The organism is Kitasatospora fiedleri (assembly GCF_948472415.1).
Lineage (GTDB): Bacteria > Actinomycetota > Actinomycetes > Streptomycetales > Streptomycetaceae > Kitasatospora > Kitasatospora fiedleri.
This window is the reverse complement of the sequence record NZ_OX419519.1, coordinates 5212401-5227150: the sequence shown is the minus strand read 5'-3', so window position 1 is coordinate 5227150 and position 14750 is coordinate 5212401. Positions and strand designations below refer to the sequence as shown.

The 14750-nt window shown below is 72.9% G+C and carries 14 protein-coding genes and 1 pseudogene; 6 read left to right on the top strand and 9 right to left on the bottom strand.

The window, feature by feature from the left end:
* The first annotated feature begins 142 nt into the window (after positions 1 to 142).
* Genes QMQ26_RS24065 through QMQ26_RS24045 form a run of 5 tightly spaced genes read left to right on the top strand, consistent with a single transcriptional unit; the run spans position 143 to position 3501 of the window.
* Entirely contained in the window at positions 143 to 445 is a 303-nt protein-coding gene (locus QMQ26_RS24065; protein WP_282202647.1) for a hypothetical protein, read from the top strand.
* On the top strand, positions 442 to 654 hold the full coding sequence (locus tag QMQ26_RS24060; RefSeq protein ID WP_282202646.1) for a hypothetical protein: 213 nt from the start codon (positions 442 to 444) through the stop codon (positions 652 to 654). Before QMQ26_RS24065 ends, QMQ26_RS24060 begins: the two co-directional genes overlap by 4 nt.
* Positions 651 to 2066 (top strand): replication initiator protein RepSA, encoded by a 1416-nt coding sequence (gene repSA / locus QMQ26_RS24055; protein ID WP_282202645.1) that lies wholly within the window; start codon positions 651 to 653, stop codon positions 2064 to 2066. The genes QMQ26_RS24060 and repSA overlap by 4 nt, the downstream gene beginning before the upstream one ends.
* Positions 2057 to 2260, top strand: a complete 204-nt coding sequence (locus QMQ26_RS24050) for a helix-turn-helix transcriptional regulator (RefSeq protein ID WP_282202644.1) — start codon at positions 2057 to 2059, stop codon at positions 2258 to 2260. Before repSA ends, QMQ26_RS24050 begins: the two co-directional genes overlap by 10 nt.
* Positions 2260 to 3501 (top strand): tyrosine-type recombinase/integrase, encoded by a 1242-nt coding sequence (locus tag QMQ26_RS24045; protein WP_282202643.1) that lies wholly within the window; start codon positions 2260 to 2262, stop codon positions 3499 to 3501. The genes QMQ26_RS24050 and QMQ26_RS24045 overlap by 1 nt, the downstream gene beginning before the upstream one ends.
* Positions 3502 to 3682: 181 nt before the next feature.
* Here QMQ26_RS24045 and QMQ26_RS24040 read toward each other — a convergent pair whose 3' ends face one another.
* The 6 genes from QMQ26_RS24040 to rpsB all read right to left on the bottom strand — a co-directional run bounded on the left by QMQ26_RS24040 (position 3683) and on the right by rpsB (position 8643).
* Positions 3683 to 3871 (bottom strand): hypothetical protein, encoded by a 189-nt coding sequence (locus QMQ26_RS24040; protein WP_100836191.1) that lies wholly within the window; start codon positions 3869 to 3871, stop codon positions 3683 to 3685.
* Between the two features lie 145 nt (positions 3872 to 4016).
* Positions 4017 to 4883, bottom strand: coding sequence for a phosphatidate cytidylyltransferase (locus tag QMQ26_RS24035; RefSeq protein ID WP_100836192.1), 867 nt, complete (start codon positions 4881 to 4883; stop codon positions 4017 to 4019).
* 185 nt (positions 4884 to 5068) lie between these two features.
* A complete protein-coding gene (gene frr / locus QMQ26_RS24030) occupies positions 5069 to 5626 on the bottom strand; it encodes a ribosome recycling factor (protein WP_033215169.1) in 558 nt (185 codons plus the stop codon).
* 80 nt (positions 5627 to 5706) lie between these two features.
* On the bottom strand, positions 5707 to 6462 hold the full coding sequence (gene pyrH, locus QMQ26_RS24025) for a UMP kinase (RefSeq protein ID WP_100836193.1): 756 nt from the start codon (positions 6460 to 6462) through the stop codon (positions 5707 to 5709).
* A gap of 291 nt (positions 6463 to 6753) precedes the next feature.
* Positions 6754 to 7593 carry a translation elongation factor Ts gene (tsf, locus tag QMQ26_RS24020; RefSeq protein ID WP_282202642.1) on the bottom strand — a complete coding sequence of 280 codons (840 nt, stop codon included), beginning with the start codon at positions 7591 to 7593 and terminating at the stop codon, positions 6754 to 6756.
* Positions 7594 to 7725: 132 nt separating this feature from the next.
* Positions 7726 to 8643 carry a 30S ribosomal protein S2 gene (gene rpsB, locus QMQ26_RS24015; RefSeq protein ID WP_282202641.1) on the bottom strand — a complete coding sequence of 306 codons (918 nt, stop codon included), beginning with the start codon at positions 8641 to 8643 and terminating at the stop codon, positions 7726 to 7728.
* A gap of 616 nt (positions 8644 to 9259) precedes the next feature.
* Here rpsB and QMQ26_RS24010 point away from each other — a divergent pair.
* Positions 9260 to 9844 carry a murein hydrolase activator EnvC family protein gene (locus QMQ26_RS24010; protein WP_282202640.1) on the top strand — a complete coding sequence of 195 codons (585 nt, stop codon included), beginning with the start codon at positions 9260 to 9262 and terminating at the stop codon, positions 9842 to 9844.
* A 187-nt stretch (positions 9845 to 10031) separates the two neighbouring features.
* Here QMQ26_RS24010 and QMQ26_RS24005 read toward each other — a convergent pair.
* From QMQ26_RS24005 to dprA, 3 genes and pseudogenes are all read right to left on the bottom strand, one after another.
* A pseudogene (locus QMQ26_RS24005) lies at positions 10032 to 10607 on the bottom strand (TetR/AcrR family transcriptional regulator); the annotation flags it as partial.
* A 173-nt stretch (positions 10608 to 10780) separates the two neighbouring features.
* Complete coding sequence (whiG, locus tag QMQ26_RS24000; protein ID WP_404813946.1) at positions 10781 to 11650, bottom strand: RNA polymerase sigma factor WhiG; 870 nt, start codon at positions 11648 to 11650, stop codon at positions 10781 to 10783.
* Between the two features lie 1397 nt (positions 11651 to 13047).
* A complete protein-coding gene (gene dprA / locus QMQ26_RS23995) occupies positions 13048 to 14343 on the bottom strand; it encodes a DNA-processing protein DprA (RefSeq protein ID WP_404813945.1) in 1296 nt (431 codons plus the stop codon).
* Between the last annotated feature and the right edge of the window lie 407 nt (positions 14344 to 14750).

The following is a 14750-nucleotide window of genomic DNA, read 5'->3' as shown; positions in this document are numbered from 1 at the left end:
CTGCTGCACCCCCGACTCTTGCGATCTATATCGACTTAAGTCACCATAGGTTGAAGCCGCCAAGTAAACGCAGCGGGGACGGCGCTCATGCCGCCAAGCCGACGCGCCGTCCCCTTCGCCCCTCTTTCAAGGGAGCTCCATCATGCCTGCTTCGCTCTCCCTGGTCTCTGAATCGTGCCCGGCCTGCTTCGGGACGCTGCGGGTCGCCGACCCCGACGGCGCGCTGTCCGGCACGTTCGGCCTGTTGGTGCCCTGTGACTGCGTGGGCCACCTGTACGGCCTGGACGGCCGGTGCCCGTGCCACGTCGCGGTGTGGGACGAGAACGACGGCCACACCGGCTGGGTGCCCATCCCGCTGGAGGAGTTCGAGGACGACGGCCCGTTCTTCCGCCCCTGCGCCGTCCACGCCCCGGCCCTGCTGCCCGTGCTGGCGGTGGCGGCATGAGCGCCCTGCTGTCCTGGTCCGAGCTGGACGAGCCCCGCCGCGACCGGTGCCCCCGCTGCTCGGCCCGCGTCCCTGCCTGGCGCTGGGTCCGCACCGACGGCATCCGGGTCCTCACCCACGACGGCAACACCCTCTGCCCCGCCGACCCCACCTTCGGCACCCTCACCGGCCCCGAACCCGCCGTCCGACCGCTGGCGGTGGCCGCGTGACCCGCACGCTGCCCGAGGGGGCGGACCGGCTCGCCGTCGCGGACCTGGCCCGCCTCGCCTCCCGGGGCGACCTGCCCAAGCTCGCCGAACAGCTCCGCCGCACCGGAGGCTGCGCCAACCCGATCCACCTTCAGGGCTTCCGCACCCTCACCCACGCCCCCACCGGCGCGGTGTGGCACCGCTACTCCACCGAGCACGAACCCGGCCGCCGATTGAAGGTCGCCTGCGGCAACCGACGCGCCTCCCGCTGCCCGGCCTGCGCCCGCACCTACTCCGCCGACACCTACCACCTGATCCGCGCCGGACTCGCGGGCGACGACAGCAAGGGCGTCCCGGCCACGGTGCGCCAGCACCCCCGTGTCTTCGCCACCCTCACCGCCCCCTCCTTCGGTCCGGTCCACAACCGGCCCGACAAGGACGTCTGCCGCTGCGGCACCGTCCACCCCGCCGGCGCACCCGTGCTCGGCACCCCGCTGGACCCGGACGCCTACGACTACGCCCACGCCGTCCTGTGGAACAACCACGCCCCCGACCTGTGGCGACGCTTCACCATCGCCCTGCGTCGGGAAGTCGCCAAACGAGCCGGACTCACGCGCACAGAACTGCCCGAACACGCCCGGATCTCGTACGGGAAGGTCGCCGAGTACCAGCGCCGGGGCGCGGTCCACTTCCACGCCGTCATCCGCCTCGACGGACCCGACGGCCCCGACACCCCGCCTCCTCCCTGGGCGACCGTCGCGCTCCTGGACAACGCGATCCGCGCCGCCGCCCGCCGCACCGGCGTCCCCGTCCCCGCCGCAGGCAACCAACCCGCCCGCGTCCTGCAGTGGGGCACGCAGGTGGACGTCCGCCCGATCGGGGCCTTCGCCACCGGGGAGATCTCGGAGCGGGCCGTCGCCTCCTACGTCGCCAAGTACGCCACCAAGAGCGCCGAGACCACCGAGACCGTCGACCGCCGCATCCTGGAACGCCACGAACTCGACCGCCACCAACTCCCGCCCCACACAAGGCGGTTGATCGAAGCCTGCTGGGACCTCGATGCGGCCTACCCGGATCGGCTGCTCGCCCACTGGTCGCACATGCTCGGCTTCCGGGGCCACTTCTCCAGCAAGTCGCCCACCTACTCCACCACGCTCGGCGCCCTGCGCCAGGTCCGGGCCGACTTCCGCGCCGAGCAGGCCCGCACCGACCTCCGCGAACGCCTCCTCGCCCAGGGACTCCCGGACCTGGACGACCTGCCCGAAGCCGAAACCCTGATCGTCGCCCACTGGGCCTTCGCCGGGGCGGGCAACTCCCCGGGCGAGTCCATGCTCGCCGCCTCGATCGCCGCCGAGCTGCACGAACGCCGCACCACCGACCGACAGGAGATGCACGCGCAACTCGCGCGAGAGGAGAACGACGCATGGCTGTGAGGGGGGCACTGCCCGACCGCTACCTGACCCCCATCGACCTGGCCGCGCTGCTGGGCATCCCGGTGGAGACCGTCTACCAGTGGCGGCGCAAGCGCACCGGCCCGCCCGGCTTCCGCGTCGGCCGGCACCTGCGCTACGACCCCGCCAAGGTGCACGCCTGGATCGAGACCCTGACCGAGGAAGTGGCTGCCTGATGGCCGGACACATCCAGGACCGCTGGTTCAAGACCGAGCCCGGCCCCACCGGCAAGCCCCAGCGGGTTAAGACCGACCGGCACGGCATTGGCCTGCGCTACCGCGCCCGCTACGTCGCCCCCGACGGCACCGAGAAGTCCAAGAGCTTCCCCGACCGCCAGAAGCGCCTGGCCGAGGACTGGCTGAGGCAGATCGAGGCCGACATGTCGCGTGGCCAGTACATCGACCCGAAGGCCGCCCGGACGACGTTCCAGCAATTCGCGGAGCGGTGGCTCAAGGCTCAAACCACGGACCCCGCCAGTCAGGTCCTGGTGGAGACCAGGCTGCGGCTGCACGCTTTCCCCCGGATCGGCCGCCGGCCCCTGGACTCGTTCCGGCCGTCGCACATCCAGGAGCTGGTGAAGGAGCTGGAGCAGAGCCCGATCTCCGGCGGGTACGCCCGGAACATCTACTCGGACGTCCGGGCCGTGCTGTCGGCGGCCGTGGACGACGGTCTCCTGAACAGGAACCCGTGCGGTGCCGCGTCAGTCCGGCCCCCGTCCGCCGAGGCCCGCCGGATCGTGCCCTGGCTCCCGGAGCAGGTGTTCGCGGTGCGCGGCGCCCTGGCGGAGCGGTACCGGGCGATGGCCGATCTGGGTGCTGGGTGCGGTCTACGACAGGGCGAGATCATCGGCCTGGCCGAGGATGACGCTCTCGACTTCGAGACGAGGACGGTTCGGGTGCTCCGGCAGGTGAAGCTCATCCGAGGCAAGGCCGTGTTCGCCCCGCCGAAGTGCAACAAGGAGCGCGACGTCCCGCTCCCCGACTCGGTGGCCGCCGCCCTCCGGGCTCACATGGACGCGTGCAAGCCCGTGCCGATCACGCTGCCGTGGAAGACCCCGGACGGGCCGAAGGTGACCTACCGCCTGCTGTTCAGCAACACCGCCGGCGGCCTGGTCTGGAAGAGCAACTTCAACCTCCAGGACTGGAAGCCCGCCTTGGCCACCGCGGGGCTCATCCCGACGCCGGGCCCCGGTGAGTCCTACGCGTCCGCCCGCGAGCACGGGATGCACGCCCTGAGGCACTTCTACGCCTCCGTGCTGCTGGACTCCGGGGAGAGCATCCGGGCGGTGAGTGACTACCTGGGCCATGCCGATCCGGCCCTGACGCTCCGGGTGTACGCGCACCTCATGCCCAACAGCCAGGAGCGCGCCCGGAAGGTCGTCGACCGCCTCTTCCAGTGGGACGACCCGACAACCTGACGGCCCGAACACGGCCCAAGGCATGCGAAAGGCCCCTCCACCAGTGGAAAACCTGCTGGTGGAGGGGCCTTTTCGCATGTGCCCGGTGTTGTTCTCCGGGCTTAGGCATGGTTGTTCCAGTGTCGCAGACGCCGGGAACCGGTCCCGCCCCGCTCCGGGCCGGTGACGGAGACCGGGGCGGCTACCGGCGCGCGAGGAGGTAGACACCGCCCAGCACCACCGCGAAGCCGAGCAGGACCGCCAGGGCCACGAAGCCGACGACCAGCACGGCGACCCCGGCGCTCACCCCGAGGCCGAACCGCGCCGCGCGCTCGGCCCGCTCGACGGCGGCTTCGTAGGCCAGGTCGTCGTCCCGGGCTTCCTCGTTCACGGCACCTCCTCGTCGGCACCCTACCGGCCTCCGGCCGAACCGCTCCCGGGCGGGTCGAGCGCGGTCCGGAACGTGCGGAAGGGCCCGCCTCCGGCGGGGAACCGACCCGGTGGCGGGCCCTCCTCGGGGCCGGGGGCGCTCGGGCTCAGCTGCCGACGAAGGCGGCGAGCAGCAGCCAGACCACGGGGGCGGTGGGCAGCAGCGAGTCCAGGCGGTCCATGATGCCGCCGTGGCCGGGGAGCAGGGTGCCCATGTCCTTGATGCCGAGGTCGCGCTTGATCATCGACTCGGCGAGGTCGCCGAGGGTGGCGGTGACCGCCGCGCAGCCGCCCAGGATCAGGCCCTGCCACCAGGTGCCGTCGTCGATCAGGTACTGCATCAGCAGCGCGCCGGCGATCATCGACAGGCCGATGCCGCCGGCCAGGCCCTCGCGGGTCTTGCCGGGGCTGATGGCGGGCGCGAGCTTGGTGCGGCCGAACTTGTAGCCGACGGCGTAGGCGCCGGTGTCGGAGCAGATGGTGACGACCAGGAAGAGCAGAATCCGCCAGGCGCCGTCGTCCGCGGCCAGGATCAGCGCGACGAAGGTGGCCAGGAACGGCACGTAGAAGGCGGTGAAGATGCCGGCCGTTATGTCGCGCAGGTAGTTCTCCGGCGGGACGGCCATCCGGGCGACCATCATCGCCAGGCCGGTCACCGCGAGGATCGCGGCGGCCCACTGGCCGCCCGCGAAGTAGCCGGTGACGACCATGCCCGCGCCGCCGACCATCAGCGGGACCTGCGGGACGCGGACGTCCTTGCGCTCGGCGAGCCGGCTGGTGAGCTCCCAGATGCCGACGGCCACGGCGGCCGCGACGACCACCATGAAGACCGCCTTGACCACGAACAGCGAGGCCGCGACGACCGCCCCGAGTCCGATGCCCACGCCTATCGCGGCGGGCAGGTTGCGGCCGCCGCGCGGCTTGCGGGGCTGCTGGTCGGTCTGGGCCACGGAGGTCTCCTGGGCGGGGGGCATGAACTGAGTCTGTGCCGCGCCGCCCCCTCGTCATGCCGGAGGCCGCCGCGCGTGACCCGTTTGGTGTCGGCCGGGTCGGGCCGCCGGGGCCGGCCCGGCCGGAGCGGGGGTGGGCCCGGGTGGAGCCGCGCCCCGGGCCGGGCGGTCGGGCCGCCGGTCCGGGGCGTTGCGGGCGGGGTCTGGGGTCAGACCTCCAGCAGCTCGGCTTCCTTGTGCTTGAGCAGCTCGTCGATCTGCGCCACGAACTTGGCGGTCAGGTCGTCGAGCTCCTTCTCGGCGCGACGGCCGTCGTCCTCGCCGATCTCCTTGTCCTTGACCAGCTTGTCGATCGCGTCCTTGGCCTTGCGGCGGATGGAGCGGACCGAGACCTTGGCGTCCTCGCCCTTGCCGCGGGCCTGCTTGATGTACTCGCGGCGGCGCTCCTCGGTGAGCTGCGGGAGCACCACCCGGATGACGGAGCCGTCGTTCGACGGGTTGACGCCCAGGTCCGAGTCGCGGATCGCGGTCTCGATGGCCTTCAGCGCGGTCTTGTCGAACGGGGTGACCATGGCCATCCGCGGCTCCGGGACGGAGAACGAGGCCAGCTGGTTGATCGGCGTCAGCGCACCGTAGTACTCCGCGACGATCTTGGCGAACATGGCCGGGTGCGCGCGCCCGGTGCGGATGGCCGCGAGGTCGTCCTTGGCGACGGCGACGGCCTTCTCCATCTTCTCCTCGGCCTCGAGGAGGGTCTCATCGATCACTGTGTGCTCCCTGTCCGGTTCATCTGCTGTTGTCCCGTACCGGTGCCCCGGACGGCTGTTGCTGCTCGGAACCCCGACGGCTAGGCCCGGGCGGAATCCTCGCTGATGAGTGTGCCGATCTTCTCACCCTTGACCGCGCGGGCGATATTGCCCTCGGCCAGCAACTCGAAGACCAGGATCGGCAGTCCGTTGTCCTTGCACAGGGTGATCGCGGTCAGGTCGGCGACCTTGAGGTCCCGGGAGATCACCTCGGTGTAGTCCAGCGCGTCGAACCGGACCGCGGCCGGGTTGGTGCGCGGGTCGGAGTCGTAGACGCCGTCGACGCCGTTCTTGCCCATCAGCAGGACGTCGGCGTGGATCTCCAGCGCCCGCTGTACGGCGGTGGTGTCGGTGGAGAAGTACGGCATGCCCATCCCGGCGCCGAAGATCACCACCCGGCCCTTCTCCAGGTGCCGGATGGCGCGCAGCGGCAGGTAGGGCTCGGCGACCTGGCCCATCGTGATGGCGGTCTGGACCCGGGTCTCCATGCCCTCCTTGATCAGGAAGTCCTGGAGCGCCAGGCAGTTCATCACGGTGCCGAGCATGCCCATGTAGTCGGAGCGGGCCCGGTCCATGCCGCGCTGCTGGAGCTCGGCGCCGCGGAAGAAGTTGCCGCCGCCGATGACCACGGCGACCTCCGTCCCGGACCGGACCACCGTGGCGATCTCGCGGGCGATGGCGTGCACCACGTCCGGGTCGACGCCGAGGCCGCCTCCGCCGGCGAACGCCTCGCCGGACAGCTTGAGCAGTACCCGGCGGCGTGCACCGCCCGGAGCGGTCTCCTGCGTCTCCTGCATGGACTTTCTCCTTCTCCGCCTGCTGGTTCAGCAGATCTGCAAAGTGCTGGTCACGGCGCGGGGCGTGCGGTCCCGGCGCCGTGTACACGAGAGGAGGCCACTGCCGCGGGAACCGGTACGGTCTCCTGCACGGCAATGGCCTCCTCGTCGTTCATGGTGCCGACGCCGCTTCCCCGGGGGTGCTGGGGGGCTCGTCGGCTCGCTCCACCGTCCTCGCGGACGGGGGCGGTCCTCCTACCTTATGTCCGGCACGGGGCCGGGAGCGGCGGGACGGACCGCGGGGAACGGGTCTCAGGCGCCGACGCGGAAGCGGACGAAGCGCTTGAGGGTGACGCCGGCCTCGTCGAGGACCTTGGCGACGCTCTTCTTGTTGTCCTTGGCGAACGCCTGCTCCAGCACGGCGTTCTCCTTGACGAAGCCGGTGACCCGACCCTCGACGATCTTCGGCAGGGCGGCCTCGGGCTTGCCCTCCTCGCGAGCGGTGGCCTCGGCGACGCGGCGCTCGTTCTCCAGGTCCTCGGCCGGGATGTCCTCGCGGGAGAGGTACTTCGGCGCGAAGGCGGCGATGTGCTGGGCGACGTCCTTGGCGGTGTCGGCGTTCTCCTGGTCGAGCTCGACCAGGACACCGATGGTCGGCGGCAGGTCCGGGTCCGACTTGTGCAGGTAGAGGCCGACGAAGCCGTCGTTGTCGAACTGCGCGAAGCGGCGGAACACGATCTTCTCGCCGAGGGTCGCGTTGGCCTCGTCCACGAACTGCTGGACGGTCTGGCCCGGGGCGATCTCGGAGGCCAGGGCGGCGTCCAGGTCGGCCGGGGAGGTGGCGGCGACGTGCGCGGCGATCGCGTTGGCGACCTCGACGAACTTGCCGCCCTTGGCGACGAAGTCGGTCTCGCAGTTCAGCTCGACCAGGACGCCGGACTTCTTGTCCTCGGCGATCAGCGCGGCGACGGCGCCGTTGGAGGCGTCGCGGCCCTCGCGCTTGGCAACGCCCTTCTGGCCCTTGATGCGCAGGAGCTCGATGGCCTTCTGGACGTCGCCCTCGGCCTCGTCCAGGGCCTTCTTGCAGTCCATCATGCCGGCGCCGGTGAGCTCACGGAGCTTCTTGACGTCCGCGGCGGTGAAGTTCGCCATGGTTGTGATCTCTTCTCACGTCTCGCGTGTCTGCGTGGGAAAGTGCCGCGGCCCGTGGTGCGGGCCCCCGGCACGGGAGAGAGGGGCACCCACCGGCTCAGCCCGGCCGGTGCCCCTCACCCTGGTGGTACGTCAGGCCTGCTCGGCCTCGGCGGCCGGAGCCTCGGCGGGGGCCTCGGCCTCGGTCTCGGCAGCGGCCGGAGCCTCGGTCTCGGCAGCAGCCTCGGCGGGGGCCTCGGTGGCAGCGGCCTCGGCGGCGGGGGCCTCGGCGGCCTTCTCGCCCTCGAGGATCTCCTTCTCCCAGGCGGCCAGCGGCTGGTCGGCGCCCGGCTCGGCCTTGGCGTCGCCCTTGGCGACACCGGCGCGGGACTTCAGGCCCTCGGCGACGGCGTCGGCGATCACGCGGGTCAGCAGGGTGACGGAGCGGATCGCGTCGTCGTTGCCCGGGATCTTGTAGTCGACCTCGTCCGGGTCGCAGTTGGTGTCGAGGATGGCGACGACCGGGATGTTGAGCTTCCGGGCCTCGCCGACCGCGATGTGCTCCTTCTTGGTGTCCACGATCCAGACGGCGCTGGGCACGCGCTGCATGTCGCGGATACCGCCGAGGGTCTTCTCCAGCTTGTCGTACTCGCGCTGGAGGACCAGGAGCTCCTTCTTGGTGAGGCCGGAGCCGGCCACGTCCGTGAAGTCGATCTCGCCGAGCTCCTTGAGGCGCTGCAGACGCTTGTAGACGGTCGAGAAGTTGGTCAGCATGCCACCCAGCCAGCGCTGGTTGACGTACGGCATGCCCACGCGGGTCGCCTGCTCGGCGATGGCCTCCTGGGCCTGCTTCTTGGTGCCGACGAAGAGGACGCTGCCGCCGTGGGCAACGGTCTCCTTGACGAACTCGAAGGCGCGGTCGATGTAGTTCAGCGACTGCAGGAGGTCGATGATGTAGATGCCGTTGCGCTCCGTGAAGATGAAGCGCTTCATCTTCGGGTTCCAACGGCGGGTCTGGTGACCGAAGTGGACGCCGCTCTCCAGCAGCTCCCGCATCGTGACGACGGCCATGTGCCGTACTCCTCGTGTGTTGCCCGGCGCGCCGTGAGGCAGTTGCGTCCTGTGGGGTGCCGGGGTACTCGGTTTTGTCCGTGCCGGTCGGGCGACCGTCACGCCTGACGCCCCGACGTGCCAAGCCGCTCGGCCTGCGCGAGGCTTGCGGCCTCGGCGGGCTCGGCGGACCGAGCGGCACTCGCACCGTCGCGACCGCTCCCCCGAGGGGGCCGGACCGCCGGTGGCGGGGCGTGCGAAGTCGACCCGGCAGACCGGGTCGCGTGTGAAGTGTACGGGAAGCCCCGAGCGACGGGCGACTCCCGGCGTTCCCATGGCCCTGTTCAGCGCCGTCCGGACCGGCCCGCCGCCCACCGTTCACCCCTGCGGGGGACGGCAGTTGTCCACAGCCCCCGGTCTGTCCACAGGCCCCGGAACCAACGCGCGCGACGGGTCCCGCCGACCCCACCCTGGTGACCACCCGGGCGGAGGGGCCTGGTGGGTGGGCCTGGTGGGTGGGTCCGACGGGTGGGTCCGACGGACGGTACGGGAGTCGACGCGGAGGTGCGGGGTGCACGGACGGGGTGGCTGGGGGCGACGGAGGCTGCGGGCGCGGGTGTCGGCGCGGGCTTCTCCGGTGGGGGCGGGGGCGAGGACGGCGCTGCCGCTGGTGCTGGTGCTGGTGCCGACGCTGGTGCTGCTGTCGGCGTTCGGCGGGTTCGTACCGAGGGCGGCGGCGGAGGCTTCTGCGGCCGGGCCGCTCCTGGTGGGGCGTACCGCCGCGCCGGGGCCCGGGCCGGTGCGGGGGTGGCCGGTGGGCGGGCGGTCGGGGCTGCTGCGGCGGTTCGAGCCGCCGCCAGCGCGCTGGGCCGCGGGACACCGCGGTGTGGACCTGGCGGCCCTGCCGGGCACGGCGGTGCGGGCGGCGGCACCCGGGGTGGTGACCTTCGCCGGTCTGGTGGCCGGACGTCCGGTGGTCGTGGTGACGCACCCCGGCTCGGGCGCTCCCCCGCTGCGGACCACCTACCTGCCGGTGGCGGGCTCCGTGCCGGTCGGCACCGGCGTCGCGGCGGGCGACCCGATCGGGGTGCTGACCGCCGATTCCGGCCACTGCCCGGTCGGCTGCCTGCACTGGGGCCTGCTGCGCGGCGAGCGCTACCTCGACCCGCTCGCCCTGCTCGGCTCCGGCCGGGCCCGGCTGCTGCCGCTCAGCCCGCCCTGACGCGGGGTCAGCTCTCGCCCCGCCGCGACCGCCCGCATGCCCGGCCAGCGCTGTTCGCGGCGTTCGTGCTGTTCTCTGCGTTCGCGGCGTTCGCGGCGTTCGCGGTGTTCGAATCGTCCGCGCCGCTCGCGCCGCCCTCGGGCGCGCGGCCGGGCCGGTGCTGCGCGTCGGCCCGCTGCCGGTCTGCCGAGCGCAGGCCGTCGAGGGCAAAGCGCACCGCGGTGTCGGCGATCTCCCGGACGGCCTCTGCCGCGGGTGCGCCGTCCTCGCCCCGGACGCGTCCGCTCTGGCGGACCGCCGCCTCCACCACGCCCTGGAGCAGCGAGGCCGCGACTCCGGGCCGACCGTGGCCGAGGTCCTCCAGGGTGCGCACCACCATGGTGGTCAGCCCGGCGTGAGCCGCCCTGATCCTGGCCCGCGCGGCGTCGTCGAGTTCGTACTCGGCGACGGCCACCACGGCCCGGTGCACCGGGTCGGTGGCCAGCGACACCTGGCCGCGGACGTACGCCTCGATCCGCTCGGCCGGACTGTCGCAGGCGGCCATGCCCGCTTCGATCTCGGCGGCCCAGAGCGGGAGGTCGACCGTGCAGAGCGCTTCCACCAGCTCGGACTTGGAGCGGAAGTACTCGTACACCGAGGAGCGCGCGAGACCGGCGCGCGCCGCGAGCGCGCCGAAGCTCAGCGCCTCCCGGCCGCCCTCCGCCAGCAGGACGCGTGCGGCGTCCAGCAGCGCTGCCTGCTGCAACTGTCGATGCTCGGCCACCGTGGCCGCCCGGATTTTCGGCACGGACCAACTCTACGGACGCCGACGACCGGCGGACACGACATCACGTCCCCACCGGCCATCACGCGCCGCCCCACGCCCGTCGCGCCCCGTCGTGTCCTGTCCCGCACCGCCCGGGCCCGGCGGGCCCGGCGACCCGCGCCGGGCCCCGCTCACCGGGCGTCGGACATCTTGGCCCGCAGTTGCAGCACCGACTTGGTGTGGATCTGGCTGACCCTGCTCTCCGTCACCCCGAGCACCTGGCCGATCTCCGCCAGCGTCAGGCCCTCGTAGTAGTAGAGCGTCACGACGGTCTTCTCCCGCTCGGGGAGGGTGTTGACCGCCGAGGCGAGCAGCCGGCGCAGTTCGCGGTCCTCGGCGATCTCGACCGGGTTGTCGGCGCCGCTGTCCGGCAGCGTCTCCATCAGGGTCAGCCGGTCGCCGCCCTCGCCCGCCGAGTGCAGCAGTTCGTCCAGCGCCACCACGTTGGCCAGCGACAACTGGCTGAAAATGGTGTGCAGGTCGTCCAGCGAGATGCCCATCTCCGCCGCGACCTCGGGGTCATGCGGAGACCGCCGCAGCCGGGCTTCCAGCGTGGCGTAGGCCCGCTCGACGGCTTTGGCCTTCTGCCGGACCGACCTGGGGATCCAGTCCAGCGCCCGCAGCTCGTCGATGATCGCACCACGGATACGGCTGATCGCGTACGTCTCGAACTTGATCGCCCGGTCGATGTCGAACTTCTCGATGGCGTCGATCAGCCCGAACACCCCGGAGGAGACGAAGTCCGCCTGCTCCACGTTGGCCGGCAGCCCGACCCCGACCCGGCCCGCCACGTACTTCACCAGCGGCGAGTAGTGCAGGATCAGCTGGTCCCGGAGCCCGTGGTCGCCGGTGTCCTTGTACGAGCGCCACAGCGCCTGCAACGCCGACTGGTCGGCGCCCTTCGGCCGGTCGCCGCTCTTGCCCTCGTTCGCCGCGCCGCCGCGCGCGCCGACGGCCGCATCCAGTGCCGAAGCAGGTGCCACAGCCGGTGCGGGCACCATCGCACCGACCCGCACGTCCGTCTCAGCCCTCGCCTCGCCGCCCGGGGCGGGCTGGTGGCCGCCGCTCTTCGCGGACGCCTCCTCGACCGGCCGCGCCGCGACCGCGCCGTCGACTCCGTCCGGAGCCGCGGGCCGGGTCGGCGTCGCCGCTGGTCCGGAAGCCGGAGCCGAGCCCAGGGCCGGGCCCGGGGCCGGAGCGGGCAGTGGCACCGACGGTGGCGCGCCCTGCCCGGTGGCCGGGCGCTCACCGGGGTTCCGGTCCGGGGGTTCCGGCGAGCGCGCGGGTGGTGGTCCGCCCGCCTGCCTGCGGACCTGGGCGCTCCGGACGGACGAGTCCTTCGCCTTCGCCCGCGCGCCCCGCTTGGCCTGGCCGCGCGCCGGCCGCTCGGCTCCGGACGGAGGCTGAGGCGAGACCGGGGACTCGGCGGTGGCCGGTCCGGAGCGCGACCCGTCGACGCCCCACTCTCCACCGCCCCGCTCTGCCCCACCCTGCCCGCCACCGCCCGGAGCACCGCTGCCCGGAGCGCTGCCGGGCTGTCCGCCGCCGCCCGGGACGCCACCGGTCTGACCGGCACCGCCCTGGCCGCCGACCTTGACGCTCCTGGTCTTGGCACCGGCGGACTTGGCACCCGTGGACTTGGCGCCGCCCGCCACGGTCGGTCCGATCGTTCGGGCGCCCGTGCCGGTCACCGCGCCGGTGTCCTCGGCCCCGCGCGACCGCGGCTTCGCCGCCACGCCGGGCGGTACCACCTGCGGGCAGGGCAGCACCTGGCCGGGCCGGTCGGCCGGTGGGCGCACCGGGCCGGGCCTGGCCGCCGGCCCCGACGGGGCCGGTGGGCGCGGGAGGGGCGAGGACGGGACGGGACGGGCCTGGGACTGTGGGGTCGCGGCCGGGGTGCTGCCCGGCCTCGTCATTCCCACGACGCCCGAGGATCTGGGCCGCAGTTCCGCGGTGCTGTGGGTCTCGGCCCCCGTCCCGTCCGGGGACCGACCGTCACCGGTCACCCTGTGTCCGGGAATGTGAGTGGGCATGCGTTGGTCTGCGCCGTTCTGCCGAGTCATGTGCTGATAGGGACGCCATAAGCGAGCGTAGCGTGACCGAGTCGCTGCACAGTGCTACCGCCACTCGGGCGTCGCCCGATCCGGTGGCAGCAAAGGGCGGCACCGGCGCGTCGCGGGCGGGTCTCCGGCGTGCCCCGGCCCCTCCCGTCCGGTCGGCCCGTTGACCGGCACGGACCTGCGCGCCACCTCCGGCCGGCCCGGGCCCGACCCTCGGCGCGGCACTCCGACCGAACCGGCCGATCCGCCATCGTCCCTCAACTCGGCCTGTATCACCTCCTGTTGATCGATTGACCCGTTCGGAACCCCTCAGCCTGTCCGGCTCTGCCCGGATGCGATCACTTCCGACGCACCAGCCTCCAATGCGCTCCGTGCCGCTCGACGAAGCCAAGCGAGCTCAGTTCGTGGAGGTGCTGGACGGTGGTGGCCTCGGAGAGCGCCGCGTAGTGGGCGAGTCGCTGGACCGGCGCGCCGTCCGCGCTCGCCGGGACGGCTTCCAGCACCCGGGCCACCGGTGGTTCCAGCGCGTCCCGCGGCAGGATCGGGCCGACCCGCTCCGGTGCCAGGTCGGACCCGATCGCGCCGATCAGCTCGCCCACCTCGGCACCGCTGGTGACCATGGTGGCCGCCCCGTCTCTGATCAACGTGTGGACGCCTGCCGAGAGTTCGGAGGTGATCGGGCCGGGGATGCCCATGGTGTGCCGGTTGAGGTCGCGGGCCCGCCGCGCGGTGCTGAGCGCGCCGCTGCGCGGTGCGGCCTCGACCACCACCGTGCCGCGGGTGAGCGCGGCTATCACCCGGTTCCGCAGCACGAACCTGAACCGGGTCGGGTTCATCCCGAGCGCCAGCTCGCTCACCAGCAACCCGTCCCGGCCGATCCGCTCGATCAGCGACTCGTTCCCGCGCGGGTAGCAGATGTCGACGCCGCTGGCGAGCACGGCGATCGTCATTCCGTTGACCGCCAGCGCCCCGAGATGCGCGGCGGTGTCCACCCCGTACGCCGCACCGGACACCACCACCCAGCCGCGCTCGGCCAGTTCGGAGCCGAGCTGACCGGCGACGTGGCGCCCGTACGCGGTGCAGGCCCGCGCCCCGACGACGGCGACCGACCGCAGCGCGAGCAGGCGCAGCGACGGCAGTCGCTGTGACGGCAGGCCGCGGACCCACAGCCCGATCGGGCGGCTGTCGCCGAGGTCGTCGAGTTGGGAGGGCCACTCGCTGTCGCCCGGAATGATGAACCTCCCACCGAGCTTGGCGATCCGTTCCAGGTCGGTGACCGGGTTGAACTTTCGCAGCCTCTCCTGGTAGGCGGCGATCCGGTCGGCACCAAGTCCCAGCCGGTTCGCGGGTGCCCCTTCGTAGAACCCCTGCACCAGTCCCACCACGCCGTGCCGTTGGACGGCTCGGCCGATCGCGGCGTCGCCCGGTTCGATCAGTCGGGTGAGCGCCGCCCGGGAGATCCGCTCGGGCTCGGGCGGATCGGGCGGGACCGTCGGCGCGGCCCAGGCCGTGGGTCGGATGGCCCGGCGATCGACCTGCGCGGTCCCGGCGGGGAAGGCGCGCTCGGTGGCCGCGACCGGCGGTGCGCGGTGTACGGCCCCGGGCCGGTCCACGACAGCCAGAATCGGAGCCATGGTGCCGGGGCCGTCGGCTCCCGGCGCGGCTCGGACCGGTTCCGGCGGTCCGTGGCGTGCCCGGTGCACCGCCGGTGGATCGCCGCCGCGGACCGGCTGCCGGAGTCGTTCGCCACCGTCGCACGCCGTGCGGGTGCCGGCCTGGTCGGCGGCGGTGTCGGGCGGGTGCGGCGGGCCGTGGCGGCCGGGTGGCCCGCCTGACCCGGTGCCGTCCGAGAGCCGCCAGTGGTCGGGGCCTCCGTCGCCGAATCGTGCGGTGCCGAACCGGCGGGCGGCGCCGCACGGTGCGGGCTGGTCAGCCGTCGGCACTTCCGGTGGGACGGCGGACCGGCCGGTGTGGCCGCGGGGTACGGGGTGTGCGGTCATCGGTGCTCCTTCTGTCTGTGCCGTGCGCTGTCTCTGCCGTA

Bases quoted from the DNA above. Each gene is read 5' to 3' on its own strand.
- QMQ26_RS24065 (WP_282202647.1), top strand. From the start codon at position 143: ATGCCTGCTTCGCTCTCCCTGGTCTCTGAATCGTGCCCGGCCTGCTTC.
- QMQ26_RS24060 (WP_282202646.1), top strand. From the start codon at position 442: ATGAGCGCCCTGCTGTCCTGGTCCGAGCTGGACGAGCCCCGCCGCGAC.
- QMQ26_RS24050 (WP_282202644.1), top strand. From the start codon at position 2,057: ATGGCTGTGAGGGGGGCACTGCCCGACCGCTACCTGACCCCCATCGAC.
- QMQ26_RS24045 (WP_282202643.1), top strand. From the start codon at position 2,260: ATGGCCGGACACATCCAGGACCGCTGGTTCAAGACCGAGCCCGGCCCC.
- QMQ26_RS24035 (WP_100836192.1), bottom strand. From the start codon at position 4,883: ATGCCCCCCGCCCAGGAGACCTCCGTGGCCCAGACCGACCAGCAGCCC.
- pyrH (WP_100836193.1), bottom strand. From the start codon at position 6,462: ATGCAGGAGACGCAGGAGACCGCTCCGGGCGGTGCACGCCGCCGGGTA.
- tsf (WP_282202642.1), bottom strand. From the start codon at position 7,593: ATGGCGAACTTCACCGCCGCGGACGTCAAGAAGCTCCGTGAGCTCACC.
- rpsB (WP_282202641.1), bottom strand. From the start codon at position 8,643: ATGGCCGTCGTCACGATGCGGGAGCTGCTGGAGAGCGGCGTCCACTTC.
- whiG (WP_404813946.1), bottom strand. From the start codon at position 11,650: ATGGTGCCCGCACCGGCTGTGGCACCTGCTTCGGCACTGGATGCGGCC.
- dprA (WP_404813945.1), bottom strand. From the start codon at position 14,343: ATGGCTCCGATTCTGGCTGTCGTGGACCGGCCCGGGGCCGTACACCGC.